This is a genomic window from uncultured Sulfitobacter sp., from assembly GCF_947499945.1.
Taxonomy (GTDB): domain Bacteria; phylum Pseudomonadota; class Alphaproteobacteria; order Rhodobacterales; family Rhodobacteraceae; genus Sulfitobacter.
Map to the genome: position 1 here is coordinate 1920098 of NZ_CANMQD010000001.1, position 24903 is coordinate 1945000.

General features: G+C 55.4%; 23 protein-coding genes and 1 tRNA gene. 15 read left to right on the forward strand and 9 right to left on the reverse strand.

Annotated elements, in window-relative coordinates:
* The 6 genes from Q0775_RS09575 to Q0775_RS09600 all read left to right on the forward strand — a co-directional run bounded on the left by Q0775_RS09575 (nt 1) and on the right by Q0775_RS09600 (nt 7075).
* On the forward strand, nt 1–1113 hold the full coding sequence (locus Q0775_RS09575; RefSeq protein ID WP_298859653.1) for a branched-chain amino acid ABC transporter permease: 1113 nt from the start codon (nt 1–3) through the stop codon (nt 1111–1113).
* A gap of 78 nt (nt 1114–1191) precedes the next feature.
* Complete coding sequence (locus tag Q0775_RS09580; RefSeq protein WP_298859655.1) at nt 1192–2475, forward strand: ABC transporter substrate-binding protein; 1284 nt, start codon at nt 1192–1194, stop codon at nt 2473–2475.
* 75 nt (nt 2476–2550) lie between these two features.
* On the forward strand, nt 2551–3384 hold the full coding sequence (locus Q0775_RS09585; RefSeq protein WP_298859657.1) for an ABC transporter ATP-binding protein: 834 nt from the start codon (nt 2551–2553) through the stop codon (nt 3382–3384).
* Nucleotides 3384–4085: a VIT family protein gene (locus Q0775_RS09590; RefSeq protein ID WP_298859659.1), complete on the forward strand. Its 702-nt coding sequence runs from the start codon at nt 3384–3386 to the stop codon at nt 4083–4085. Before Q0775_RS09585 ends, Q0775_RS09590 begins: the two co-directional genes overlap by 1 nt.
* Nucleotides 4086–4145: 60 nt before the next feature.
* Nucleotides 4146–5363, forward strand: coding sequence for a phenylacetate--CoA ligase family protein (locus Q0775_RS09595; RefSeq protein WP_298859661.1), 1218 nt, complete (start codon nt 4146–4148; stop codon nt 5361–5363).
* Between the two features lie 62 nt (nt 5364–5425).
* Entirely contained in the window at nt 5426–7075 is a 1650-nt protein-coding gene (locus tag Q0775_RS09600) for an iron ABC transporter permease (protein ID WP_298860026.1), read from the forward strand.
* A 96-nt stretch (nt 7076–7171) separates the two neighbouring features.
* Here Q0775_RS09600 and yghU read toward each other — a convergent pair whose 3' ends face one another.
* A complete protein-coding gene (gene yghU / locus Q0775_RS09605; protein ID WP_298859664.1) occupies nt 7172–8035 on the reverse strand; it encodes a glutathione-dependent disulfide-bond oxidoreductase in 864 nt (287 codons plus the stop codon).
* Between the two features lie 178 nt (nt 8036–8213).
* Here yghU and Q0775_RS09610 point away from each other — a divergent pair, with 178 nt between their 5' ends.
* Nucleotides 8214–8792 (forward strand): hypothetical protein, encoded by a 579-nt coding sequence (locus tag Q0775_RS09610; protein ID WP_298859666.1) that lies wholly within the window; start codon nt 8214–8216, stop codon nt 8790–8792.
* Nucleotides 8793–8869: 77 nt separating this feature from the next.
* Here the strand turns inward: Q0775_RS09610 and ykgO are convergent, their stop codons facing one another.
* Nucleotides 8870–8995: a type B 50S ribosomal protein L36 gene (ykgO, locus tag Q0775_RS09615; protein ID WP_025058716.1), complete on the reverse strand. Its 126-nt coding sequence runs from the start codon at nt 8993–8995 to the stop codon at nt 8870–8872.
* 85 nt (nt 8996–9080) lie between these two features.
* Nucleotides 9081–9155, reverse strand: a tRNA-Val gene (locus Q0775_RS09620).
* Nucleotides 9156–9306: 151 nt separating this feature from the next.
* Here Q0775_RS09620 and Q0775_RS09625 point away from each other — a divergent pair.
* The gene (locus Q0775_RS09625; RefSeq protein ID WP_298859677.1) at nt 9307–10167 is read left to right on the forward strand and encodes an N-formylglutamate amidohydrolase; all 861 of its coding nucleotides are present in this window, start codon (nt 9307–9309) and stop codon (nt 10165–10167) included.
* Nucleotides 10168–10186: 19 nt separating this feature from the next.
* Here the strand turns inward: Q0775_RS09625 and Q0775_RS09630 are convergent, their stop codons facing one another.
* A complete protein-coding gene (locus Q0775_RS09630; protein ID WP_298859679.1) occupies nt 10187–11440 on the reverse strand; it encodes a DNA polymerase IV in 1254 nt (417 codons plus the stop codon).
* A gap of 60 nt (nt 11441–11500) precedes the next feature.
* Between Q0775_RS09630 and Q0775_RS09635 the strand changes: the two genes are divergently transcribed.
* Nucleotides 11501–11968 (forward strand): NUDIX hydrolase, encoded by a 468-nt coding sequence (locus Q0775_RS09635; protein ID WP_298859681.1) that lies wholly within the window; start codon nt 11501–11503, stop codon nt 11966–11968.
* Between the two features lie 158 nt (nt 11969–12126).
* On the opposite strand, the gene pyrF is transcribed toward Q0775_RS09635, so the two are convergent.
* Together pyrF and Q0775_RS09645 are read right to left on the reverse strand one after the other, a co-directional pair.
* A complete protein-coding gene (pyrF, locus tag Q0775_RS09640) occupies nt 12127–12825 on the reverse strand; it encodes an orotidine-5'-phosphate decarboxylase (protein ID WP_298859683.1) in 699 nt (232 codons plus the stop codon).
* A gap of 223 nt (nt 12826–13048) precedes the next feature.
* On the reverse strand, nt 13049–13363 hold the full coding sequence (locus Q0775_RS09645) for an orotidine 5-phosphate decarboxylase (RefSeq protein ID WP_298859686.1): 315 nt from the start codon (nt 13361–13363) through the stop codon (nt 13049–13051).
* Nucleotides 13364–13744: 381 nt separating this feature from the next.
* Here Q0775_RS09645 and clpB point away from each other — a divergent pair, with 381 nt between their 5' ends.
* Nucleotides 13745–16360 carry an ATP-dependent chaperone ClpB gene (clpB, locus tag Q0775_RS09650; protein ID WP_298859687.1) on the forward strand — a complete coding sequence of 872 codons (2616 nt, stop codon included), beginning with the start codon at nt 13745–13747 and terminating at the stop codon, nt 16358–16360.
* Nucleotides 16361–16446: 86 nt separating this feature from the next.
* On the opposite strand, the gene Q0775_RS09655 is transcribed toward clpB, so the two are convergent.
* Together Q0775_RS09655 and Q0775_RS09660 are read right to left on the reverse strand one after the other, a co-directional pair.
* Nucleotides 16447–17289, reverse strand: a complete 843-nt coding sequence (locus tag Q0775_RS09655) for an SDR family NAD(P)-dependent oxidoreductase (RefSeq protein WP_298859689.1) — start codon at nt 17287–17289, stop codon at nt 16447–16449.
* 54 nt (nt 17290–17343) lie between these two features.
* Nucleotides 17344–18261, reverse strand: a complete 918-nt coding sequence (locus Q0775_RS09660; protein ID WP_298859691.1) for an SDR family oxidoreductase — start codon at nt 18259–18261, stop codon at nt 17344–17346.
* Between the two features lie 156 nt (nt 18262–18417).
* Here Q0775_RS09660 and Q0775_RS09665 point away from each other — a divergent pair, with 156 nt between their 5' ends.
* Nucleotides 18418–19284: an AraC family transcriptional regulator gene (locus tag Q0775_RS09665; RefSeq protein ID WP_298859693.1), complete on the forward strand. Its 867-nt coding sequence runs from the start codon at nt 18418–18420 to the stop codon at nt 19282–19284.
* 1451 nt (nt 19285–20735) lie between these two features.
* On the opposite strand, the gene Q0775_RS09670 is transcribed toward Q0775_RS09665, so the two are convergent.
* Nucleotides 20736–21218, reverse strand: a complete 483-nt coding sequence (locus tag Q0775_RS09670) for a fasciclin domain-containing protein (RefSeq protein WP_298859696.1) — start codon at nt 21216–21218, stop codon at nt 20736–20738.
* A gap of 238 nt (nt 21219–21456) precedes the next feature.
* On the opposite strand from Q0775_RS09670, the gene Q0775_RS09675 reads away from it, so the two are divergent.
* The 4 genes from Q0775_RS09675 (at nt 21457) to Q0775_RS09690 (ending at nt 24421) form a co-directional block, all read left to right on the forward strand.
* Nucleotides 21457–22098, forward strand: coding sequence for an HAD family phosphatase (locus Q0775_RS09675; protein ID WP_298859698.1), 642 nt, complete (start codon nt 21457–21459; stop codon nt 22096–22098).
* A 103-nt stretch (nt 22099–22201) separates the two neighbouring features.
* The gene (gene msrP / locus Q0775_RS09680) at nt 22202–23113 is read left to right on the forward strand and encodes a protein-methionine-sulfoxide reductase catalytic subunit MsrP (RefSeq protein ID WP_298859700.1); all 912 of its coding nucleotides are present in this window, start codon (nt 22202–22204) and stop codon (nt 23111–23113) included.
* 72 nt (nt 23114–23185) lie between these two features.
* Nucleotides 23186–23788, forward strand: coding sequence for a protein-methionine-sulfoxide reductase heme-binding subunit MsrQ (gene msrQ / locus Q0775_RS09685; protein ID WP_298859702.1), 603 nt, complete (start codon nt 23186–23188; stop codon nt 23786–23788).
* A gap of 39 nt (nt 23789–23827) precedes the next feature.
* On the forward strand, nt 23828–24421 hold the full coding sequence (locus Q0775_RS09690) for a hypothetical protein (RefSeq protein WP_298859704.1): 594 nt from the start codon (nt 23828–23830) through the stop codon (nt 24419–24421).
* The last annotated feature ends 482 nt before the right edge of the window (nt 24422–24903 follow it).

Genomic DNA, 24903 nt, shown 5'->3' on the forward strand with positions numbered 1-24903 from the left:
ATGTTCTATCGTGAAGCAGGCGACTTTAGCACGACCTACGCCGAGGACCAGCAGACGTTTCCGATCAAGTTTGATCGCTACCGCTATTATCTGGTGTTGTTCATAGCCATCTTTGTGGTGCCGTTTGCGCTCAATGACTATTGGGTGAACTCGCTGCTGCTGCCGTTTTTGATTTATGCGATTGCCGCACTTGGGCTGAATATTCTGGTGGGATATTGCGGTCAGGTGAGCCTTGGAACCGGTGGTTTCATGGCTGTGGGGGCGTATAGCTGTTACAAGTTCATGACGGGTGTGGATATCTGGTGGGGCGGTGAATTGCTGTTCCGTTTGCCCGAGTTCAACATCTTCTTCTCCGTGATTATGGGGGGTGTGATGACGGCCCTTGTGGGGGTTCTGTTTGGCTTGCCCAGCTTGCGGATTAAAGGGTTCTACTTGGCGGTGGCGACACTAGCGGCGCAGTTCTTCCTTGTGTGGCTGTTTAACCGTGTGTCGTGGTTCTATAACTACTCTGCTTCGGGCCAGATAAGCGCACCTGAGCGTGATTTGTTTGGAATCTTGATTACGGGTCCGTCAACGACGCCTTGGGCGACCTATCTGTTCTGTTTGTTCTTTACGATTGTCAGTGCCTATGTGGCACGGAACCTGACGCGAGGCGCGTCTGGACGCAAATGGATGGCGATCCGTGATATGGATATCGCCGCCGAGATCATCGGGGTGAACCCGCTGCGTGCCAAGTTGACGGCCTTCATGGTGTCTTCGTTCTTTATCGGCATCTCTGGCGCACTCTTCTTCTCCGTCTATCTCGGCGCTGTGGAAGTTGGCGAAGCCTTTGGTATCCAGAAATCGTTTCTGGTGTTGTTCATGATCATTATCGGCGGCTTGGGCAGTATCTTTGGCTCGTTTGCGGGGGCGGCCTTCCTTGTGCTTCTGCCTGTGGCGCTCAAGGTGGTTGGCGTTGACTGGTTCGGGTGGCCCACGGATATCGTGGCGCATTTGAATCTGGTTGTTGTCGGATTTTTGATTATCGTATTCCTGATCGCGGAGCCACACGGCATCAATCAGCTGTGGCGCGTGGCCAAGGAGAAACTGAGATTGTGGCCCTTCCCGCACTAGTGGGGCGGCTATGAGAAAATGAGGCGGCAAAACCCGCCCATCAAGACCAATCGGATAAACCTAAGGGAGGAAACACCGATGACACTTAAACTAACCTCAATGGCCGTCGCGGCCGTGATGGCAGCAAGCCCCGTTCTGGCGGATCTTGTATTCCCGTCCATGTCCTATCGCACGGGTCCATACGCTGCTGGCGGTATTCCGTTCGCAGATGGCTATGCGGATTACTTCACCATGCTGAACGCCCGTGATGGCGGTATTGGCGGCGTGATGACGGCGGTGCCAGAGTGTGAGACAGGCTATAATACCGAGAAGGGTGTTGAATGCTACGAGTCTCTCAAAGGCGGCGGCGGATTGGTGTACCAGCCTCTTTCCACAGGTATCACCTATCAGTTGATCCCGAAAACCACGGCGGATGACATTCCGATGCATACGATGGGCTATGGCCGTACGTCTGCAAAGAACGGCGAAGTGTTCACGCACACGTTCAACTATCCTGCCAACTACTGGGATGGTGCGTCGGGTGCGATCAATTATCTGCTGGCCGAGAACGGTGGCGATCTGAACGGCAAGAAAATCGCGCTGGTCTATCACAACTCTGCCTATGGCAAAGAGCCGATCCGCACGCTGACCGAGCTGTCGGCCAAGCACGGTTTCGAGTTCAAAGAAGTGCCAGTTGACCACCCCGGTCAGGAGCAGAAATCACAGTGGCTGCAAATCCGCCGTGACAAGCCTGACTATGTGATCATGTACGGCTGGGGCGTTATGAATCAGGTTGCGATCCAGGAAGCGGCGAACATTCGTTTCCCGATGGAAAACTTCATCGGTGTTTGGTGGTCCGGTTCCGAGAATGACGTGCTGGCGGCAGGCGATGCGGCCAATGGCTATAAGGCGCTGACGTTCCACGGTGTGGGCAGCGACTTCCCTGTATTTGCGGACATCCAGACGCACGTTGTCGATGCAGGCAATGCAGCGGGTGCAGGCGACCAGATCGGTACGGTTCTTTATAACCGTGGTCTGTATGCTGCGATGCTGGCGGCTGAAGCTGCGAAAACAGCACAGGAAATCCACGGCGTAGCGCAGATCAACGCGTCACAAATGCGCGATGGTATGGAAGCTTTGGAAATCACCGAAGAGAAGATGGCCGCACTTGGTTTGCCGAACTTTGGTCCAAGCTTTAAAGTGTCCTGCCAGAACCATGGTGGTGACGGCATGGTTGGTGTGACCCAGTGGGATGCGTCAACCAAGACATGGTCGTTGATCTCTGACTTTGCCGCGACAGACAAAGAGCTGATTGACGGTTTGATCGCAGAAGATTCCGCAGCCTATGCGTCGGAAAACAACATCACGCCCGAGTGTAAGTAAGCTCGCGGGTTCTCTGGCCGCTGCCATGCGCAGCGGCCAGAGTTATTTTAAGAATTCAAGAAGGGACTAGGTGCCATGTTGGACGCAAAACCCGCCGAGGTGCAGGTCGATAATCTGCTCGAAGTGAACAACATCGAAGTGATCTATAATCACGTGATCCTTGTCCTCAAGGGCGTGAGCCTGAACGTGCCCAAGGGTGGTATCACGGCCCTGCTGGGCGGGAATGGTGCAGGCAAAACGACGACGCTCAAGGCGATTTCCGGTTTGCTGGCCTCTGAGCGGGGCGAAGTAACCAAAGGATCGATCAAATATCGCGGTGAGTCGATTGCAGCGCAAGACCCTGCCGAGACGGTGAAAAAGGGTGTAGTGCAAGTGATGGAAGGCCGTCACTGTTTTGAGCATCTGACGATTGAAGAAAACCTTTTGACGGGTGCCTATACGCGCACTGACGGCAAGGGTGCAATCGCGGCAGACTTGGAGATGGTATACAACTATTTCCCGCGTTTGCGGGAGCGTAAGAAAAGCCAAGCGGGCTATACCTCTGGTGGGGAGCAGCAAATGTGTGCTGTTGGCCGCGCATTGATGAGTCGCCCCGAGACGATCCTGCTGGACGAGCCGTCCATGGGTTTGGCGCCGCAGTTGGTTGAGCAAATTTTCAACATCGTAAAAGAGATCAACGAGAAGGAAGGCGTGACCTTCCTGCTGGCCGAGCAGAACACCAACGTCGCACTGAGATTTGCGCACTATGGCTACATCCTTGAGAGCGGCCGTGTGGTGATGGACGGTCCTGCGAAGGACCTGCGCGAGAACCAAGACGTTAAGGAATTTTATCTGGGCATGTCGGATGAAGGGCGCAAGTCATTCCGTGAGGTGCGCAGCTATCGCCGTCGCAAGCGCTGGTTGTCCTAATGGAGCCTTCTGCACACTCTGACGACCCGCATTTGGTGGACCGTGTCGGCTGGCTTAGGGCGGCAGTTATGGGGGCGAATGACGGGATTGTTTCTGTTGCCTCGTTGATCGTGGGGGTTGCTGCGGCGGACCCCGATCCGCGTGCGATACTAATTGCGGGTGGTGCAGGTTTAGCCGCTGGTGCGATGTCGATGGCGGCGGGTGAGTATGTCAGCGTATCTTCGCAGGCTGATCTGGAAAAAGCGGACATTGAGCGGGAGCGCCAGGCGTTGGTCGACGATCCTGCGGGTGAAGAGGCGGAGCTGGCCGCGATATATGTGGCCCGGGGTTTGTCGGAGGATACGGCGCGGCAGGTTGCGCGTGAGCTGACCGAGAAGGATGCCTTGGGTGCGCATGTGCGGGATGAATTGGGGCTGACAGAGGAACAGGCGGCGCAACCGCTCTTGGCGGCTGTTGCCTCGGCCCTGACCTTCAGCGCCTTCGCCGCGATTCCGCTGATTGCAGCGGCGGTTGCTCCTGCGGCGGTCCTGATCCCTGTGGTGGTCATTGTGACATTGATTGCGCTGACGGGCCTTGGGGCCTTGGGTGCGATTGCCGGCGGGGCGTCTATCGGGCCTGCGGCCTTGCGGGTTGTGGTTTGGGGCGGCCTTGCCATGGCGGTAACTGCTGCCGTGGGACGCTTGTTCGGCGTTTCTGTTTAAGACGGACTTTCGATTGGAAATGATGCGGGTTGTGCCCTGTGAGGAAAACGAGTGATTGATATGAGCTTTTTCGACGATCTGGAAATCCGCAGCGCAGACCAGCGTGCCGCCGATCTGGCCCGCGATCTGCCCGAGCAGATTGCCCGCGCCAAAGGGGTTGCGGGATATGCTGGTACGTTGGACGGTATTGATGCCGCGTCTGTTACATCCGTAGAAGCGCTTGCGGATCTGCCTGTTTTGCGCAAATCCGAATTGGGTAAGGCACAAGCAGCGGATGCGCCGTTTGGCGGTTTTACGACCAAGCCTGCCAGCGGGTTTTCCCATATATTCCAGTCTCCCGGCCCGATTTATGAGCCATCGTCCACCGATCCTGACTGGTGGCGGATGGGGCGTTTCCTGCACGCCATTGGCATTGGTGAGGGTGACATCGTTCACAACTGCTTTGGCTATCACCTCACCCCTGCGGGCATGATATTCGAGAGTGGTGCGCGGGCTGTTGGCGCGGCGGTGCTGCCTGCGGGGACAGGGCAGACCGAGCTTCAGGTTATTGCGGCGCGCGATATTGGCACGACGGCTTATGCGGGGACGCCTGATTACCTCAAGGTGATTTTGGAGAAGGCGGACGAGATGGGGGTGACCCTTGGGATTACCCGTGCTGCTGTTGGCGGTGGCGCGTTGTTCCCGAGTTTGCGGGAGTGGTATGCGGGGCGTGGGATCACGTGTTTGCAGAGCTATGCGACGGCTGATCTGGGCAACATTGCTTACGAATCCCCTGCGATGGAGGGGCTAATTGTGGATGAAGGTGTGATCGTCGAGATTGTGACGCCCGGAACAGGTGATCCTGTGCCTGAGGGGGAAGTGGGCGAAGTTGTTGTGACCACGCTCAACCCCGACTATCCGCTGATCCGTTTTGCGACGGGTGATTTGAGTGCTGTGATGGCAGGCGCGTCGCCTTGTGGGCGGACGAATATACGCATCAAGGGCTGGATGGGCCGTGCGGACCAGACGACCAAGATTAAGGGGATGTTTGTACGCCCTGAACAGGTCGCGCAACTGGTTGCGGCACATGCGGAGATCACCCGCGCACGGGTGGTGGCGAGCCGTGAGGCCGAGCAGGATGTGATGACTGTGCGGATCGAGAGTGGGTCGCCCGATGCGGAGGCCTACGAGGCCTCTGTTGCCGCTCTGCTCAAGCTCAAAGGGCGCATCGAAGTGGTCGCCCCCGACAGCCTGCCCAAAGACGGGTTGGTGATCGAGGACCAGCGCACCTACGATTAAAACTGTGGCTTTGAGGCACTTTTCATTCTGACTAAAATAGTCGACATAGAGCTATGAGCGATATGACGACATCTTCCCAAGTGAAAAAACGGGACGGCGCAAGGACCTTGTCCGGTGTTGCGTTACTTGTGGCGGGACTGTGTGCATTGCCGATGCTGGCCGTGTTGATAGCGGCGATGTCTGGCGGGACCGACACGGTACGGCATCTGGCGGATACTGTGTTGGGCGGCTATGCGCGGACCACGCTGGCACTGGTGCTGATGGTGGCGGCGGGGACCTTTGCCATCGGTGTGGGGGCTGCGTGGCTGGTGACGATGACGCGATTCCCCGGCGTGCGGTTTTTTGAAGTTGGGCTGGTTCTGCCGCTCGCCTTTCCTGCTTATGTGCTGGCCTATGCCTATACCCATGTCCTTGATCATCCCGGCATTGTGCAAACGGTGTTGCGCGACGTGACGGGGTGGGGGCCGCGCGATTACTGGTTTCCTGATATCCGCTCCCTTGGCGGGGCGGCGGCGATGTTGATTCTGGTGCTTTATCCTTATGTCTACTTGCTGGCCCGTGCGGCATTTCTACAGCAAAGCGGGACGACGTTTCTGGCAGCGCGTGCGCTGGGATCTTCCCCTTGGGCCGCGTTTTTCAAAGTGAGTTTGCCGCTGGCGCGCCCTGCGATTGCGGGGGGTGTTTTGCTGGCGGTGATGGAAACCATCGCGGACTTTGGCACAGTGGCGTATTTCGGCGTCCAGACGTTTGCCACAGGGATTTATACAAGCTGGTTCTCGCTGTTTGACCGTGTGGGGGCGGCGCAACTGGCTCTGTGTCTGTTGAGTTTTGCGCTGTTGCTGGCGATGCTGGAGCGCCTTCAGCGGGGGGATGCCAAATATCATGACCCTTCGCGTCAGGCCAATGTGGCTCCGCCTTTGCAATTGCGCGGGGGGCAAGCGATTGCCGCGACGGTTCTCTGTGCTATTCCAGTGGTGTTCGGGGCGCTGTTGCCGATTGTTGTGCTGTTTTTCATGGGGATCGGATCCGAGCAAAACCTTTTGAGCGCGCGGTATCTGGGGTTTATCAAGAATTCAGCAACACTTGCTTCGGTCGCGGCAGTTGTCACCGTGATGGCGGCGATAAGTGTCGGGTTCTTCCAGCGGATGCGCGGCGACCGTGTGGCGCAGGGGGCTGCCTATGTGGCGCGCCTTGGGTATGCTGTGCCTGGTGGCGTGATTGCTGTCGGCTTAATGGTGCCGTTTGCTGCATTTGATAATGCGCTGGATGCGTGGATGCGAAGCACTTTTGATATCTCTACGGGGCTGCTCATCACCGGCTCGATCTGGCTGTTGGTGATCGCTTATATGGTGCGGTTTCTTGCTGCGGCCTTGGGGGCCTACGAAGGTGGTCAGGCGATGGTGCATATGAATATGGATTCGGCCTCACGCTCCTTGGGGCAGGGGCCGATTGGGACGCTGCGCCGCGTGCATCTGCCGATCCTTGCGCCGAGTTTGCTGACGGCGTTGCTGATTGTGTTTGTGGATGTGATGAAGGAACTGCCAGCGACGTTGATCATGCGGCCGTTCAATTTTGATACGCTTGCGGTGCAGGCCTACCGATTGGCGAGTGACGAGCGGTTGGAGGGGGCGGCGGTGCCCTCATTGGTTATCGTGGCCATGGGGCTGTTGCCGGTGATATTGATTTGTCGGCAGGTGGGGCGGAACCGGTAGAGTTGCGCCTTTGTCCCCTTGCGGGATTCAGTTTAAGAGCAAAATAAGGAGGCGTTGGACCGCGCGCCATTTCGGATGTGGCGCGCGGTGTTTGTGTTAGTCTTTTGCGACTTTGTCTTGGGTCTTAGTCTCAAAATCAGATGCATCGTGACGCTCGTGCAGTTGCATGGAGAGGTCATCGCCGAATGCACGGTTGACCATGCGGCCACGAGTGACAGCGGGGCGCGCGTCGATGGCTTTGGCCCATTTCATGACGTTTTTATAGCTTTCTACGTCGAGGAATTCCGCGGCTGAGTAGAGGCGTCCGAGAACCAGCTGGCCATACCAAGACCAGATCGCGATGTCGGCGATCGAGTATTCGCCCGCGAACCATTCGTTCTCGGCTAGATGGCGGTCCATTACATCAAGCTGGCGCTTTGCCTCCATTGAGAAGCGGTCGATGGGGTATTGGAATTTTTCGGGTGCGTAAGCGTAGAAGTGGCCGAAACCGCCGCCCAAATAGGGGGCCGAACCCATTTGCCAGAAGAGCCAGCTCATCATCTCGGTGCGATGTGCGGGATCTTTGGGGATGAAGGCACCAAATTTTTCGGCGAGGTACAGCAGGATCGCGCCGCTTTCGAACACGCGCTGGGGCGGGGTGACGGAATGATCCATCAGGGCGGGGATTTTGGAGTTGGGATTTACGTCGACAAAGCCCGAGCCGAATTGTACGCCCTCGCCGATGTTGACCAGCCATGCGTCATATTCCGCGTCCTTGTGGCCTGCAGCTAGCAGCTCTTCGAACATGATCGTGACTTTTACGCCATTGGGGGTCGCCAGCGAGTAGAGTTGGAACGGATGTTTACCGATTTCCAGCTCTTTATCGTGTGTGGGGCCGGCAACGGGGCGGTTGATCGAGGCAAATTTGCCGCCACTCTCGGCCTCCCATGTCCAGACTTTGGGGGGCGTATATTCAGTCATAGCGGTGTCCTTTGATGAAGATTAGCCTTCAACATATAGTGGCGTTTTGACGCGGCAAGTGCCAGTAGCTTCAAACTTACGTGTTACGGCGCGTCGGGTTTGGCGCGAGAAGAAAGATGGGCTAGGCTTGAGGTATATGCAAAGGGTTCGGAAGTCTGAGATGTGGTTGATGCGAAAAATGACTGTGATGCTGAGCGTGGTTTTTCTAATGGGCGCGCAATTGGTACCAGCGCCCGCGACAGCGCAAGGCAGTGCACAGCCAAAGCATGGCTTGATGTGGAACAAGACAGGTTTGCCCGCCGTGTTCCCCCTTCAGGTTAAAACGAACAGTGGGAAAAACTACGTTTTATTATTGTCAGATATAGAGACTGGCGCTGATGTATTGGCGGCTTTCATCACTGGCGGAACGTTTTTTAGAGTGTTGGTGCCGCCTGGCACGTATCGAGTGCGCTTTGCCTCCGGTGTGTCGTGGAGGGATGACGGTACGATGTTTGGTGCATTCGGCAAAACCCGTATCATCGAAATGCCGGAACCGATGACATTCAAAGTCTTGGGGCTGAGCAGAAAAGCTGGTCATTTGATTGATTTGACCGAAACTGACCTCGGTCGATTGACCCAAGTGGATCTTTCTATTTGTCAGACTGTCAGCTGGTTGGAGGAGATGGGACCGATCTATCATTACCCTCGCTCCAGTGAATTTCAGACCGAGCATGCACGATTGGCTTTTAGATTACGCTCGAGATACTGTTTTTTGTGAGGGCCCTAGCAGAGGAACAGCAAAAAGGCCGCCCCTCGCGGGAGCAGCCTTTTTTCAGATCAATGCGAAGAGGCGACTTAACCCTGACGGGCTTTGAAGCGCTTCTGGGTTTTGTTGATCACGTATACGCGGCCTTTGCGACGCACAACACGGCAGTCACGGTGCCGGTTCTTGAGCGAGCGGAGTGAATTGCGAACTTTCATAAGTCCAATCCTTCCAAGTTGTGGCGCGGGCCAGCGCCTAGGTTACGGGCAGCGTGTTCACGAGGTGAACACACCAGAGAATACATGGTGGACGATACTGGGATCGAACCAGTGACCCCTTCGATGTCAACGAAGTGCTCTACCGCTGAGCTAATCATCCACTATATGAGCGCGCTGGTCATGCCCCAAACAAAAATGGGGCGCGAAAACACCGCGCCGTCTGCGTGCTATAAAAGGAGTCGCCACAGTGATCAAGGGGTTTTGGCTTTGTTATATTCTGCGCTATGTATTTTATCAGTTAGGATACAGATATGCCCGTTGCTGCCTTTGACGTCTTATTGCCTACTGCGCAAACTTCTTGCGTTGTATTTGCCTCGCCCCATTCGGGACGGGACTATACGTGGTCGTTCATGCGTAAGACGGTTTTGAACGAACATGCGATCCGCTCGTCCGAGGATGCATTTGTGGATCAGCTTTTTGAATGTGCTCCGCAATTTGGCGCGACTTTTTTAAAAGCGGGCGCGCCACGTGCCTTTGTTGACCTAAACCGCGCACGCGACGAGCTTGATCCTGCCCTCATCGAAGGGGTGCGACGAATCAGACATAACCCGCGTGTCGCGTCGGGCCTTGGCGTGATTCCTCGAGTGGTCGCAAACGGGCGTGCAATTTACCGGGGAAAGATGAGCCTGAATGAGGCGCAAGAACGGATCGCTGACTACTGGGAACCGTATCACGATAAACTACAAACCTTGTTAGATTTGGCGCATAACCGTCATGGGCAGACGGTGCTGATCGACTGTCATTCCATGCCGCACGAAGCGATGGACGGGGTGATGCGGGCAGGGATGCGGCGGCCAGATGTGGTGCTGGGTGACCGATTTGGTGCGGCGGCGAGTGGCGATGTTGTGGACCGTATTGAGGCTGCTTTTGCCAGTGCAGGCTTCATTGTGACGCGCAATGCACCTTTTGCGGGAGCCTATATCACCCAAGCTTATGGGAAGCCCTCAAAGGGGCAGCACGCGGTGCAGGTCGAGATTGACCGCTCGCTTTATATGAATGAAAAACTGATCCGCCCGAATGGCGATTTTGAGGCCGTGCAATCCGCATTGCGCGAGGTCGTGAAGGAAGTCGCGCTGATCGGTCAGGGGCGTATCCCACTGGCTGCCGAATAGCACTGGTCTTCTTAGAGCGTTACCGCAATGTGCGCCCTTTTACGATTGCCTTGCTGCCAAAACGGTCGCGGATGGTATCCGTTGCGCGTTCGGCTTCCGAGCGCCGTGTGGCATCAGGATCAAGTAAATCACCGAGTTTGTCCGCCCCTGACGCATCGCTGAGGTCCGAGATGCCGCAGCCGAGCAGGCGGTAAGGACCTTTTTCGCCGACTTGATTAAACAGGCTTCGGGCAGTGCGGTAAATGCGGTCGGCCAGTTGCGTTGGATCGCTAAGCGCCACACGGCGCGACAGCAGCGTGTGATCGGCGCGTTTGAGTTTAAGGGTTACGACGCGGCCAGCGAGGTTCTTGGCCTTGGCGCGGTCGGCGACTTTCTCGGCCATGCGCCAGATGTATCCGTCCAGCAGGTCGGGATCGGAGATGTCGTCGTTGAAGGTGGTCTCGTTGCTGATTGATTTCATTGGCGCGTTGGAGGAGACGCGGCGGCGATCTTGGCCCCGTGCGAGGTGATATAGGCGCTCGCCCATACCACCAAAGCGGGCGACGAGGTCGGTCTGCTCCCAGCGCAGCAGATCAGAGAAGGTTCTGATTCCTGCTTTGTCGAGGGATGCTTGGGCCGCAGCACCCACTCCCCAGATCATGCGCACGGGTTTGTCGCGCAGGAAATCCATCGTCTCGGCCGCGCCTATGACTGAAAACCCGTGGGGTTTGTCTAGGTCGGAGGCGACTTTGGCGAGGAATTTATTATGGCTCAGGCCGATGGAGCCTGTGAGGCCAAGCTCGGTCTTCATGCGGCGAACCAAGTGCGCCAGCATCACGGCTGGCGGTGCGCCGTGCAGTCGGGTCGTGCCTGTCATGTCGAGGAAAGCTTCGTCCAGCGAAAGCGGTTCAATCGCTGGGGTCAACTCCTCCATCATTTCGCGGATGGCGCGGGAAGCTTTGACGTACTCCTCCATGCGAGGGCGGATCACAACAGCTTCAGGGCAGAGCTTGAGTGCCTGAAACATCGGCATGGCGGAACGTACGCCACGGATGCGCGCCACATAGCAGGCGGTTGAGACAACGCCGCGGTGGCCGCCGCCGATGATAACGGGTTTGCCCTCCAGCGACGGATCGTCCCGCTTTTCCACCGAGGCATAGAAGGCGTCGCAATCCATGTGCGCGATGCTGAGGTCCCACAATTCAGGGTGCCGCGTCACACGCGGGCTGGCGCATGAGAGACACCGGCGGGCATCGTCGAACTGGGTCAGGCAATCGCGGCAGAGTGCGGGCATGGCGGGGATTGTGATCTATTGTTTGATGCCCAATCATAGAGGGCAGAACAGGAGAGAGCCATGCAATTCGACATTGAGCGGTATGATGGCGGGCCTTTCGGCGGTGCGAAACTGGCTTTGTATCTGGGGAACAGACTGGCTGTGATTTTGCGGGATGCGACGCCAGGATTGATTTTTGCGGATCATTGGGACTTGCCGGGGGGTGGACGCGAGGGTGCAGAGGGTCCGCAGGCCTGTGCGCTGCGCGAATGTCATGAGGAATTGGGGCTGGTGGTGCCGGAGGCTGCTATTGTTTGGGGGCGATCATTTCAGGAAGGCGCGGAGGTGAAGTGGTTTTTTGTGGCACAGATGCCTGAAACTGCGATTGCTGATGTGTCGTTTGGCGATGAGGGGCAGGAGTGGCGCATGATGCAGGAGAGTGTTTTTTTGGCCCATGCAAAAGCTGTGCCAGCGTTTCAGACGCGTTTGGCGCGGTGGATTGCGGTCCGCGATCAGAATGAAGGGGGTGCGAAAAGCCCCCCGCCTTAATAAGCGAGGGGAGGTGACGGGCATCAGGAAGAACCAGCCCGTCGGGGAGTATCACCACAATAAAAGTAGCATGAGTACAGCTTATGACATAGCGCGGTGGCGTCAGCGAAGCGGTCAATATTTGTCCATGTGATCAAAAAGGCACACGGCTAGGTTGATTAGGTCACATTTTTGATCTCTGCGAGCACGTCACGAGCGGCCTTTGCAGGATCATCTGCACGCCAGATCGGGCGTCCGACAACAATGTGATCTGCCCCGTTTTCAATGGCTTGGGCAGGTGTAGTTACACGCTTTTGATCACCTAAAGCGGCCCCTGTAGGGCGCACACCGGGCGTCACGATTAGGCGACCAGCGGATTCGGGTTGTGCCCGGATGAGTGCGGCCTCTTGCGGAGAGGCGATGATACCATCTGCCCCTGCGTCAAATGCATGGAGTGCCCGAGCCACCACCAATTCGGGAATATCGCCAGCGCGGATCATGCTTGCATCCAGATCAGCACGATCAAGCGAGGTGAGGATGGTCACGCCGAGGATTTTGAGATCAGTGCCGGCGGCGCCTTCCTTGGCTGCGCGGACAACATGGGGATCGCCGTGAACGGTGAGGAAATCCAGATCAAACTGCGCCAAACCGCGCACTGCTGCTTCTACGGTGGCACCGATGTCAAAGAGCTTCATGTCGAGAAAAATACGTTTGCCGTGCTCCTGCTTTAGCTCATTGGCGAGAGCGAGCCCGCCACCTGTAAGCATACCCAGTCCGATTTTGTAGAAATTCACGGCATCACCGATTCGGCTGGCCATCTCCAATCCTGCGACAGCATTTGGAACATCGAGGGCGACAATTAGGCGGTCATCGGACATAGAAATAAACTCCATCACATTTTAGGGCAAACGATTGGGGGCTTAGGGGATGGAAAGGTGAATGTATATAAAAAAAGCCCGACCGCACGAAGGCAGGTCGGGCACAGTGATCACAGAGTGTGCAGGCAGGCAAACATCTGTGTTTTTGCACAGCCGCTGATTGCACGGGGACAGGTGTACGGATCAGGTATTGGGCCAGCGCAAAGTCGAGTTAGAAAAAAAACTACGCTGCTTTGTCGAGCGAGCCGAAACCCAACTGCGCCAGCCACGTGCGCGGGTCAAAGCGGGGGCGACCTGCGCGAACAGTGGCCATGTGATGGCGCATCTGGGAATACATTCCGGTGCCTGACGCGTTTGCACGCAGTGCTTGCGTCTTGAGACCTGATGCCGCGCGCTCAAAGCTCATAGTAATCGGCGCTTCGATGGAGCAGGGAAATGTCTTGGAATCTGTTTTTGTCTTAACTGTTGCCAGCGCCTCAAAAGACTGCGTGGCAGCGTTGTAGATAACTTGGCTCAAGTGTACTTGTGTATGTGTCATTCTCGTATCCTCATGTGCTCCCATCATTTTGTGTGGAGCTTTTTTTTAAACCGCTAAAATGAATCTAAGCACTGCATTCAGAAATATAACTGGTAACAAGGCGATTGGTTTCTCCATGAGGTTCGAAAAATGCTATCCATGATAAAAATGCATTAACAACAGATAGATATAGTAGGCTGAAATTAGCCTATTGGATGTCTTATGGTCTGGATATTGGTATTTGGCGAAGTTGGATTTGTTGTGATGTAGGATGAAATTGACCTGCTCTTGACCTTGATCAAATCAAATCTCTCCCCAAGTGCTGTATGTAAGGTCCGCGCCTAATGCATGCCGCCGAGCGGGTGCAGAAAATAGCGGACGCTTTTATAAAAGGAGACTACCATGGACCTGAGTAAGTTCACGGAACGGTCGCGCGGCTTTGTGCAGGCGGCCCAGACGATTGCGACACGCGAAAGCCATCAACGGCTATCGCCTGAGCATATCCTCAAAGCATTGATGGATGACGAAGAAGGGTTGGCGAGCAACCTTATCTCTGCCTCTGGCGGGGATGCGAAGGCCGTTAAGCAAGCGGTTGATATCGCCCTTGGCAAGATGCCGAAAGTGACCGGCGATGCAGCCCAGACCTATCTGGATGGTGCGACGACCCGTGTGCTGGCGGAGGCCGAGGCATTGGCCAAAAAAGCGGGTGACAGTTTTGTCCCTGTCGAGCGTATTTTGATGGCGTTGTGTATGACCAAATCCGGTGCAAAGACTGCGCTGGAAGCTGGAAAAGTGTCGGCCCAAGGGCTGAACACAGCGATCAACGACCTGCGTAAGGGGCGTACGGCAGACACGGCGAGCGCCGAAGACGGCTATGATGCGCTGAAGAAATATGCCCAAGACCTGACTGAGCGGGCGCGTGAGGGTAAGATTGACCCGATTATTGGCCGTGACGAGGAAATTCGCCGCGCCATGCAGGTGTTGTCGCGCCGGACGAAGAACAATCCGGTTCTTATTGGTGAGCCGGGTGTGGGTAAGACCGCAATTGCCGAAGGCCTTGCGCTGCGTATTGTTGATGGTGACGTGCCAGAGAGCTTGCGTAACAAGCGCTTGATGGCGCTGGACATGGGTGCGCTGATCGCTGGTGCAAAATATCGCGGTGAATTCGAGGAGCGGCTTAAGGCAGTGTTGAATGAAGTGACGCAAGCCGCCGGCGAAGTGATCCTGTTCATTGACGAGATGCACACGCTGGTTGGTGCGGGTGCTGGTGATGGCGCGATGGACGCGGCCAACCTGATCAAGCCTGCGTTGGCGCGTGGTGAGTTGCACTGTATCGGTGCGACTACTCTGGATGAATACCGCAAGTACGTTGAAAAAGACGCGGCATTGGCGCGGCGCTTTCAGCCTGTGATGGTGTTGGAGCCGACGGTGGAGGATACGGTGAGTATTCTGCGCGGCATCAAGGAGAAGTACGAGTTACACCACGGTGTGCGGATTTCTGACAGTGCCTTGGTCGCGGCGGCAACACTGAGCCACCGCTATATTACGGACCGTTTTCTGCCTGACAAAGCCATCGACTTGATGGACGAGGCGGCGAGCCGTCTGCGGATGGAAGTGGACAGCAAGCCCGAAGAACTGGACGCGCTGGATCGCCAGATTTTGCAGCTTCAGATTGAGGAAGAGGCGCTCAAGGCTGAGGATGATCAGGCGAGTAAGGACCGTCTGGAGACACTTCAAAAAGACCTTGCTGGTTTGCAGGAACGCAGTGGCGCGATGACTGCTGCATGGCAGGCAGAGCGTGACAAGCTGGCCGGTGCGCGTGACATCAAAGAGAAGCTGGACCGCGCGCGGGCCGATCTGGACATCGCAAAGCGTGAAGGCAACCTCGCGAAAGCGGGTGAGCTTAGCTATGGTGTGATCCCGGATCTTGAGCGTGAACTACTTGAGGCGGAGAGCCGTGAGGACGGGATGATGGTCGAAGAGGCCGTTCGCCCTGACCAGATTGCCTCTGTCGTGGAGCGGTGGACGGGTATCCCTGCTGGCAAAATGCTTGAGGGGGAGCGCGACAAGCTGTTGCAGATGGAAGAGCAGTTGCATTCCCGTGTCATTGGTCAAGATCAGGCTGTTAAAGCTGTGGCCAATGCCGTGCGCCGCTCCCGTGCCGGGCTAAGTGACGAGGACCGCCCACTTGGGTCGTTCCTGTTCCTTGGACCTACAGGTGTAGGTAAAACCGAGCTGACCAAAGCGCTGGCCGAGTTTATGTTTGACGATGACAGTGCGATGGTGCGTATCGATATGTCGGAGTTTATGGAGAAGCATGCCGTATCCCGTCTGATTGGTGCTCCTCCCGGCTATGTCGGCTATGACGAGGGTGGTGTACTGACCGAAGCTGTGCGTCGCCGCCCCTATCAGGTGGTGCTGTTTGACGAGGTCGAGAAGGCGCACCCCGATGTATTCAACGTTCTGTTGCAGGTGTTGGATGATGGTGTGCTGACTGACGGTCAGGGCCGAACGGTGGATTTTAAGCAAACGCTAATTATCCTGACGTCTAACTTGGGTGCGCAATCCTTGAGCACTGCGCCCGAGGGCAGCGATATGGCTGATGCCAAGCGTGATGTGATGGATGCGGTGCGGGCACATTTTCGCCCCGAGTTCCTGAACCGTCTGGACGAGACGATCATCTTTGACCGTCTTAACCGTGAGAACATGGATGGCATTGTGACGATTCAGATGGCGCGGCTGCTCAAACGGTTGGCGGCACGCAAGATCGATTTGCAGCTGGACGATGGCGCACGCAAATGGCTTGCCGATGAGGGGTATGACCCAGTGTTTGGTGCGCGGCCGCTCAAGCGGGTAATTCAGTCTGCCTTGCAGAACCCATTGGCGGAGATGCTTCTTGCGGGGGATGTGACCGACGGGGATACGATCCCCGTGAGTGCGGGGGCTGATGGGTTGATCATCGGCGACCGTATCGCGGCGCGTAACAAGCCCAAACCGAATGATGCGACAGTGCATTAACAACAATGGGAAAGGCCGGAGCGATTGCTTCGGCCTTTTTTAGTACTGCGCGTTTTGCTGATGGGTGATGTTTTGTGCGCTAAAGTCTAATCAGTTTTCTCGAACGCTGCGAAAGCATCAGCAAAGTCTGGATGCCAACGAGAGAGTGGCGGACGGTTTTCCAGTATGTCACCTAAGGCCCAAGCAATTCTTTTGTGATCAATTTCTGATGAAACATCGTTGTCAGGGCAAAGGATATAAAAGTCACCTGCGGCCATGCGGGCGATAAAATAGTCGATTGCTTCTTCGCTGGTCCATGCAGCCGCAGGTTTTTCGGGCATAAAACGTTGGATCATGCCCGTATAGGTGAACCCCGGCACAAAAAGATGTGCTGAGATCGGTGCGCCTGCCTGAACCAGATCATGGGCCAGCATTTCGGTCATAACTTTTACCCCTGCCTTACTCACGTTATAGCCCGGATTTCCGGGGGGCGTTGTAATCCCTTGTTTTGACCCTGTGCTCACGACCACTGCAGGACGATTGGCGGCGATCATACGCGGGACAAATGCGTGGATACCGTTCATCACGCCGAAAAGATTGACCTCGATATTTCTGCGCCAGTTATCCGCCTTTTCCCAACTGCCTGTTGGCATGCCGATGCCTGCGTTGTTCATCAGTACGGCCACTTCGCCAGCGGCAAATGATTGATCGGCCAGATCGGCAACAGCATCCGCATCACTGACATCCGTTGGAACGGCAAGGACGGTTGCGCCGTCACCAGCAGCCTTGCGCACTTGTGCGGCAGCGCTCTCCAGCGCGTCGCCTGCGAGATCGGCGAGGACAACGCCAAGGCCCGCCTGCGCGAAACGCATTGCAGCGGCCAGCCCTACACCGCTGGCAGAGCCTGTGACAACTGCGAGGCCACCTTGTTTTACGGCTTCATTATACATCTTTGGTTCTCCCTATGGGTGCTGGTCCAGTCTGGCATCAGCAGTTTTGCATTGCTAGCCTGCCGCACTCAGTTTGGCACGTAGGCGGTTGACCAGCAGATCGCTTTGCAGGATTTCATCTTTCATATTCAGAAGCTCGGACACGTCCCAGTTGGCGCTGAGATACCGGCCCTTGGCCCAGTCTGCCTTGCCGGAGCAGACCCAAACGGCAAAACAAGCGGCCAGATCGGGGCTGTCGACGAGATACTCTTGCATCGCCTCGGGCATGTTCAGGCCAAGGTCGGTTGCAACGCCGCCCGGGTGGATGGCAACGCATTTGATCCCATCATCGCCATGATCGCTTTGGACAAACTCGCACAGGCGGTTGATCGCGTGTTTCGAGGTTTGATAGTCTGACGCGCCGGGCATCAGGACCTGTGCACCAATGGAGGAAAGCAGAATCAGATGCCCGCCGCTTTTGCCCTCGGCGGCGTGCTTTTTAGCGCTTTTAATCAGGTGGGGCAGAGTGAAGCGGATCACGTGATAGCTGCCTTGCAGGTTTACCTCCCAATTGCGCCACCATCCCGCGGGGTCGCTTTCGCCAATCTTGACCCAAGGGCCCAGATAGCCTGCGTTTGCATCTGCCGCATCAATACCGCCAAATTTGGCCACACAATCCGCCACTGACGCCTCAACCTCGGCTGCGATTGTGACGTCACATATCGAATAGCTGCATCGGGTGTCCGGGTTGGCCGCATGTACCAAGGCTTGGGTCTCCTTAAGAGAACCTTCGGTCCTTGCGGTGATATAGACAGCCTTTGCGCCAGCCTCGGCGAAGGCGATGGCGGTGGCCTGACCAATGCCGCGCGATGCGCCCGCGATAAAGATAACCTTTTCTGCAGCGCTGTTTTTCAGGGCTGAGTTTGTGTCGATTGCCGCATAGCGGTCATGGCGGGCGGTAAGGTCAAGAAACTGGGATTGAATAGACGACATCATTTTTTCCTTAAGGGACAAGCATAATGATAGCTTGGCAGCTCATTTTTTGCCTGTCACATCCTGTGCAATACCTGCCCAATCCTCCAAATTGATTCAGGCGCTTCTATGCCTGACCGCAAATATCGATAAGGTGTAATCTGTTAGGAGAACGACATGCACCTTGAGCGATTGACGGAATTGGTCGCAGGATTTTCCGATGAAAAGGCTCAGAATATCCAGATATTGCCACACCTCTCCCTATATCAGCGTGGAAATGTCAGCGATTTCGAAGCAGTAATTTACGAGCCGCTCATCTGCCTGATCCTTCAGGGCAGCAAAGAGACAAACGTGGGTAACCAGTATGCAAACCTATCAGTTGGTGATGCCTTGCTTGTTACTCACGACCTGCCCGTTGTGTCGCGGATAACCCAAGCGACGGCGCAGATGCCTTATGTCGCGCTGATTCTATCGTTGAATATGAAAGATGTGCGGAGCCTTTATGCGCAGGTCGCGGATGGGCCTGAGGCGGGTGCACACACTAGGCCACTTTCATGTGCGCCAGCTGATCCCGCATGGCTTGCACCGCTGGTGAGGTATATGGAACTGGCGGATAATCCACGCGATGCAACTGTCCTTGGGCCGTCTACTGTGCGTGAAATTCATTACCGCCTGCTGCTCTCCCCGATCGGGCTGATGCTGCGGTCTCTGCTTGTGGCTGACAGTCACGGCAGTCGGATTGGGAAAGCAATTCAAAAATTGCGCGCAGAATTTCGCCATCAGGTGGCCGTGTCCGACCTCGCACATGTCGCGGGGATGAGCGTGTCATCGTTTCACAAACACTTTAAATCCGTGACAGGGGTCACGCCATTGCAGTATCAAAAGGATATGAAGCTGATAGAAGCGCGTACCTTGTTGGTCGGACACGGCGCCACAGTTTCTAAGGCCGCTTATGCAGTCGGATATGAAAGCCCGACGCATTTTAGCAGAGACTATAAACGCAAATTCGGACTCGCCCCCAGTCGCGACAGGCTCACAGCCTAGGCCAATAACAAGATAGCCGCGTATTTTTTAAGTTCCGCCAAAGTTATCCGCAACTGCTGTGCAATTTGTGTGGGCGTTGCAATCAGCGTATGAGAGTCGCTGACTCGCACACAGCGATGATTGAGGAGTAGTTGGCGCAGTTGACTGATGCCGCAGGGATGAACAGCAGCCCTACAGATTTGTCATTTGTTACAGACGGGATGCTGGTCAGCGGAAAGGTCAGTCGCCTTTGGGCGATCCTTGGCGGGGGCAACATATCGCACACGGCCACTTTGATCTGAGAGAGGCCGCCCGACTGACTTTCTTTGGTGCATATGATGCTGTGGAAAGCCGTGCCGTGTGCGAGAATACCGACCTGCAGTTGGAACCGCACAAACAGCTTTGGTTCCGTGATCCGCTTGCAGATACACATTGAACTGGGTGCAAACGATTGGCTTTATGAAGCTTACTCTAGATCAACTCTAAGTAGGCTATTGGAGTCGTTTCGTGCGTGGTCATGAATCATGTGAGATTTTACAAGGGTGACCCCTGTGGTCTTTCCGAAGTGGTGTTTGGCTGGGACAATTATTCAGAATTGCTCTAGCCGTTTTTTTGCGCCGTCTCCATCTGCTGCTCGGCCTTAGGTGTTGTCGATGGTCAGCCTTAATTGCATGGCCGCGATCAATTGTCCTTTAAAGGTCAACGAAATCCGGAATATTGTGATTTTCGGTACGGTTAGTCGGGCCCTTGAAGGTCAAAAAACTTGGCGAGAGTCATGCTAAAATGATAGTGATGCGGTGGATGTTATTGCTGGAAAAGGGGCAAGTTCTTTCAAAAAGGGTAACCGCCAAAATCACTACAGGTCGAAATTAACCTGACAGCGGAGGCCCATGACCTGTAGAAAAGATCTGGATTGGTGCATGCTAACGCTACAGGCTTCTCGCTATTGAACCTGTACTGTGATGAGCAGACGCCCATTGAAGATGATCCTGCTTTTCGGCGATGTTGCAGAGGGTTTCTTACGTTCGGTACGGGATTCTGAACAACACGTCTTTTTAACATAGTTCTTTACCATGATCGGGCGGTCACATCGGAAACTATCCTGGCCGCGTTGTAACCTCGACACCTTGTATTCTGTCATAATCATCTTTGGCTTGGTGCTGTCCAAAGTTCAGACCCCGTTGTGCCTCCTCAGGAGTGCTCAGAAGACAAAGAATATTTTTCTGCTACAGTCTCTTCGGCCAATGGAACGCTCGGCTTTGCGAATGTAGATGGTTCGGGTCACCATATTATTGATCTTGATGATGTCAGAGGTGACAATCAAGCCGATCTTTTGAGTTTGTCTGATGATTGCAACGCCGATGTTTGGTATTGATCGCAAGCAAGATACACTAGGCCTGATAGCGAACGAAAAAGCCCGCCGACGGGGGAGTGTCGGCGGGCTTCTCGGTTTCTAAATCTCTGGGGGAGATTTAGGAGTTGGGCATGATCACCGCGTCGATGACGTGGATTACGCCATTTGTAGCTTCGATATCGGCGGCGGTTACGTTTGCGCCATCTACCATTACGCCGTTGTCGAGATCGATCATTACGGTGTCGCCGTTCACTGTGGCGGCTTCCATGTCATCGGTGAGGTCTGTGGACATCACTTTGCCTGCGATCACGTGGTATGTGAGGATGCCCGCCAGCGTCTCTTTGTTCTCTGGCTTGAGCAGGTCCTCGACTGTGCCTTCTGGCAGCGCTGCGAATGCGGCGTCTGTCGGAGCGAAGATTGTGAACGGGCCTTCGCCTTTCAGTGTCTCGACTAGACCTGCGGCTTCTGCTGCGGCCAGAAGTGTGCCGAAGTCACCAGCGGCTGCTGCTGTGTCGACGATGTCTTTTGCGTGACCTGCTGCAAAAGCAGATGTTGTCATTGCGATTGCTGCGGCGGCGGAGAGAAGTGTTTTACGAAACATGGTGTAATCCTTATCTTGGTTAGCAATGCGTTTGTTAGCATCGGAAGTGATACGCCACAGATCGTGTTTGGTTCAGATAAAGCGCCAAGTATATTTCCTTGACCCCAAAGGGGTATGCACTACCGCTGAAATTTGAGCGATATCCGGCCAAGTATTTGTGATAGTGGCAAAATATTGCGTATTTTTTGAATGTATCTGCGACATTTCATCCCGAAGCCTTGCCGTGTAGGATGCGGGAATGAATAGACCTGACAAAGTGCTTTTTGATTGCGATGGTGTGCTGGTAGACAGTGAGCCGACTACAAACCGTGTTCTGCGCGATGATTTGGCGCGGCGGGGGCTGGACCTGCCGCAAAGCCGTATTGAAACGCTGTTTGTCGGTGGAACGATGCAAGGTGTGATGGATCAATCGCTCAGCATGGGCGCGTGCCTGCCCGATGATTGGCTTGATTATATATATGCCGAGATATTTACCGCCCTTGAGATTGAGTGTGTGCCCGTGGCGGGGATTGAGGTCGTGCTTGATGCGCTGGACGGCGCGGGCATTCCCTATGCAGTTGCCTCAAACGGGCCTGTGGCCAAAATGGATGTCACCCTGCGCTGCACGGGCCTGTGGTCGCGTTTTTCGGGACACGTATATAGTGCGCATGATTGTGCGGCATCCAAGCCTGCGCCTGATGTATATCTTAAGGCGGCGGGCGAAGTGACGCCTGAGCGCTGTGTTGTTGTGGAGGATACAGCCACAGGTGCGCGGGCAGGGCAGGCGGCGGGGATGGCGGTATATGGCTTTGCTCGCGGTGGACCGCGAGAGAAACTTGCGCCCCATTGTGCCGCGATCTTTGATGATATGAGCGAGCTGCTGGACCTTTTGGGTCTGTAGCATCCTATGACATTCGGGTGTGAAACCTGAAATGTTACAACAAAAGGTTTGGTGCTTTGCCGCTCTGACCCTACCTAGACTGTAACAGTTAGGGAGATACCTCATGGCCATGCGCTGGAAGAACACACTCAAAGATCATCACGTCACGGATGAGGCGGTGTTTATGAACCGCCGCTCATTGATGGGTGGTGCGGCTGCGGGCCTTGGGCTTGCCTCGATCGGGGCGACGGCCAGTTTTGCCCAAACGGATGAGTTGGTGGCAAGCAGCTATGAGGATATCACCCAGTACAACAACTATTATGAGTTTGGCACGGGCAAGGATGATCCTGCCAAATACGCCAAAGCGCTGACGACGGAGCCGTGGACCGTTAAGATCGACGGCATGGTCGATAAGCCGGGCGACTATGCGTTCGAGGACATTATGAAGGCCATGACCATTGAGGAGCGCATCTATCGCTTCCGCTGTGTTGAGGCGTGGTCGATGGTTATTCCGTGGAACGGGTTCGAATTGGCCGATCTGCTGGGCATGGCGGGTGTGCAGTCGGGGGCGAAGTATGTGGCGCTTGAGACAGCGCTGGTGCCTGACGAGATGCCTGGTGTGAAGTATCCCGTGCTGGAATGGCCCTATGTTGAGGGGCTGCGTCTGGACGAGGCGATGCATCCGCTGACCATGATGGCGACAGGTATTTACGGCAAAGACATCCCGAACCAGAACGGCGCACCCCTGCGATTGGTCGTGCCGTGGAAGTACGGGTTCAAATCCATCAAGTCTGTGGTGCGGATCACGCTGACCGATAAGCAGCCGCCCACAAGCTGGAACAAAGCCAACGCGCGCGAATACGGGTTCTATAGTAATGTGAACCCAGAGGTTAATCATCCACGCTGGTCCCAAGCGTCGGAGCGGGTCATCGGGGGCGGGTTGTTCTCCAAGCGGATCCCGACGCTGATGATGAACGGGTACGAGGCCGAGGTGGGCAGTTTGTACGCGGGCATGGATCTGAGCAAAGACATATAAGAGTAGTATAGAGAGAAGGCCGGAGCATAAGATGCTTCGGCTTTTTGTTTGTGAAGCGATAGGGACGTGCGCATGAGTAGTGTTGTAGACAAGATTAATGGTGCTGTGCGCCGTGTGCCGACTTGGGCTGTCTATATACTCTATCTATTGCCCGTGCCGTGGCTGTTGTATCTCGCGCAGACGGGCGGCCTTGGGCGTGAGCCGATCAAGGCGTTGGAGCATGAGCTGGGCGAGATTGCTTTGCAATTGCTGATCATTGGTCTGTGCATCACACCGCTGCGCCAACACCTCGGGCTGAACCTGCTGAAATTCCGCCGCACGTTGGGCCTGTTGGCCTTTACCTATGTGGCGCTGCATCTGCTGGTTTGGGTGGTGCTGGATATGAGCCTGCTCTGGGGGCAGATGTGGGCGGATATCTGGAAGCGTCCTTATATTACCATTGGCATGGCGGGATTTATGGCGCTGCTGCCCTTGGCGATTACCTCCAACAACCTGTCTGTGCGTAAGATGGGTGCTGCCTCGTGGCGGAAGCTGCACAAGCTGACCTATGTGGCGGTGATACTGGGAGGGATACATTACATTTGGCTGGTTAAAGGCATCCAGTTCGAGCCGATCATCTATATGGCTGTGATCCTCGGGTTGATAGCGCTGAGATATAAACGACTGCTGAAGTAACATTCGGTGGTAGGCCTTCGGTAACCGGAGGACTATCCCATGCAGCTATACTCTACCTTTCTATTGTTAAGTCCCAATGCGCGCTTTGGCAGCGTTGCCCTTTTGTTGGGGGGGATAGGGATGTGTTTAACGCCGTGGATCGACGGGGCTGGGCCGATGCGGCTGTTGGCGCTGAGCATGCTGGTCTTTGGGCAGCTTTGTTATGCGCAAGAGGCGGGCTGGGAAAAGCCGCTGACCAAGCTGGTGGTGGTAGCCCTTATATTCGCAAGTCTGGGTTTCATTCTGTTTGAGTTGGACGGCACGCCTAAAGCAGCCCTGCTGTTTGCCTTTGCCGGATTTGTGACTGTGCTGTCTTGGAGCCTCGCGATGCTGCACCGGCCGGGGAAGGCGAGGGCTACGGGTAAGGTGGGTATGGTTGCGGGTGGTGCGTCGCTGGCCATCTTGATCGGTGGGCATGTGTTTGTAGGGTTCGGTGCTGCGATAGGGCTGGGGGCATTACGGTCTGTGGCAACTGCGCAAAGTGCCGAAGTCGCAGGGTTGGTGCAGATCGTCTCCGTTTGTCTGGGTGCATGGGCATTCGTCTGTGCCTCGATCGTGTTTAAAGGCCTGTTGAATGAGATCAGCACGGAATGAGAGAGAACAAAGCGATGATTCCCCGAATCCTGATAGTGATTCACGTGAATAGGGGGGTGAGGGCACCTAAATTGTACTGAATCGCGGTTTGCGTTGTGGGTAACTCTGTGGATAACACCAGATGTGGATAGAGGGTCGTAAAAGTTGACCTAAGGGCCGCGCAACAAAGCTGCGCGAAATGGTATGTTGGCGCAATCACCTTAGGCTAAATTATTGAATTTCCATAAAAATAAGAAAAATGGCAAAAAAGTGGAAATAGGTGTAAAATCTGCTTGCGGCCATGTGGAACTAACACTAGAACCCCTTTTACCGGAGGCGCAAACGAGCGTCACACGGGGCAGCGGAGGGAACGGAGCGGAGACGCCGAGGACTTTGAAGCGAAGCAGAATTCGGAGAGATTGACTGGCGGGCGCGCAGTGAGAATTGCGCATCGGTTTAGTTTTTGTCTCCACGTTATTTGAAAATAGAATATCTGAAGAGAT

Excerpts from the sequence above, each read along its gene's own strand:
- Q0775_RS09660 (WP_298859691.1), bottom strand. The coding sequence starts at position 18,261 with ATGTCGTCTATTCAATCCCAGTTTCTTGACCTTACCGCCCGCCATGAC.
- msrP (WP_298859700.1), top strand. The coding sequence starts at position 22,202 with ATGGCCATGCGCTGGAAGAACACACTCAAAGATCATCACGTCACGGAT.
- Q0775_RS09645 (WP_298859686.1), bottom strand. The coding sequence starts at position 13,363 with ATGACACATACACAAGTACACTTGAGCCAAGTTATCTACAACGCTGCC.
- Q0775_RS09670 (WP_298859696.1), bottom strand. The coding sequence starts at position 21,218 with ATGTTTCGTAAAACACTTCTCTCCGCCGCCGCAGCAATCGCAATGACA.
- ykgO (WP_025058716.1), bottom strand. The coding sequence starts at position 8,995 with ATGAAAGTTCGCAATTCACTCCGCTCGCTCAAGAACCGGCACCGTGAC.
- Q0775_RS09635 (WP_298859681.1), top strand. The coding sequence starts at position 11,501 with ATGCAATTCGACATTGAGCGGTATGATGGCGGGCCTTTCGGCGGTGCG.
- Q0775_RS09595 (WP_298859661.1), top strand. The coding sequence starts at position 4,146 with ATGAGCTTTTTCGACGATCTGGAAATCCGCAGCGCAGACCAGCGTGCC.
- Q0775_RS09575 (WP_298859653.1), top strand. The coding sequence starts at position 1 with ATGTTCTATCGTGAAGCAGGCGACTTTAGCACGACCTACGCCGAGGAC.
- yghU (WP_298859664.1), bottom strand. The coding sequence starts at position 8,035 with ATGACTGAATATACGCCCCCCAAAGTCTGGACATGGGAGGCCGAGAGT.
- Q0775_RS09630 (WP_298859679.1), bottom strand. The coding sequence starts at position 11,440 with ATGCCCGCACTCTGCCGCGATTGCCTGACCCAGTTCGACGATGCCCGC.
- Q0775_RS09580 (WP_298859655.1), top strand. The coding sequence starts at position 1,192 with ATGACACTTAAACTAACCTCAATGGCCGTCGCGGCCGTGATGGCAGCA.
- Q0775_RS09610 (WP_298859666.1), top strand. The coding sequence starts at position 8,214 with ATGACTGTGATGCTGAGCGTGGTTTTTCTAATGGGCGCGCAATTGGTA.
- Q0775_RS09585 (WP_298859657.1), top strand. The coding sequence starts at position 2,551 with ATGTTGGACGCAAAACCCGCCGAGGTGCAGGTCGATAATCTGCTCGAA.
- pyrF (WP_298859683.1), bottom strand. The coding sequence starts at position 12,825 with ATGTCCGATGACCGCCTAATTGTCGCCCTCGATGTTCCAAATGCTGTC.
- Q0775_RS09590 (WP_298859659.1), top strand. The coding sequence starts at position 3,384 with ATGGAGCCTTCTGCACACTCTGACGACCCGCATTTGGTGGACCGTGTC.
- Q0775_RS09675 (WP_298859698.1), top strand. The coding sequence starts at position 21,457 with ATGAATAGACCTGACAAAGTGCTTTTTGATTGCGATGGTGTGCTGGTA.
- Q0775_RS09625 (WP_298859677.1), top strand. The coding sequence starts at position 9,307 with ATGCCCGTTGCTGCCTTTGACGTCTTATTGCCTACTGCGCAAACTTCT.
- Q0775_RS09600 (WP_298860026.1), top strand. The coding sequence starts at position 5,426 with ATGACGACATCTTCCCAAGTGAAAAAACGGGACGGCGCAAGGACCTTG.
- clpB (WP_298859687.1), top strand. The coding sequence starts at position 13,745 with ATGGACCTGAGTAAGTTCACGGAACGGTCGCGCGGCTTTGTGCAGGCG.
- Q0775_RS09665 (WP_298859693.1), top strand. The coding sequence starts at position 18,418 with ATGCACCTTGAGCGATTGACGGAATTGGTCGCAGGATTTTCCGATGAA.
- Q0775_RS09690 (WP_298859704.1), top strand. The coding sequence starts at position 23,828 with ATGCAGCTATACTCTACCTTTCTATTGTTAAGTCCCAATGCGCGCTTT.
- Q0775_RS09655 (WP_298859689.1), bottom strand. The coding sequence starts at position 17,289 with ATGTATAATGAAGCCGTAAAACAAGGTGGCCTCGCAGTTGTCACAGGC.
- msrQ (WP_298859702.1), top strand. The coding sequence starts at position 23,186 with ATGAGTAGTGTTGTAGACAAGATTAATGGTGCTGTGCGCCGTGTGCCG.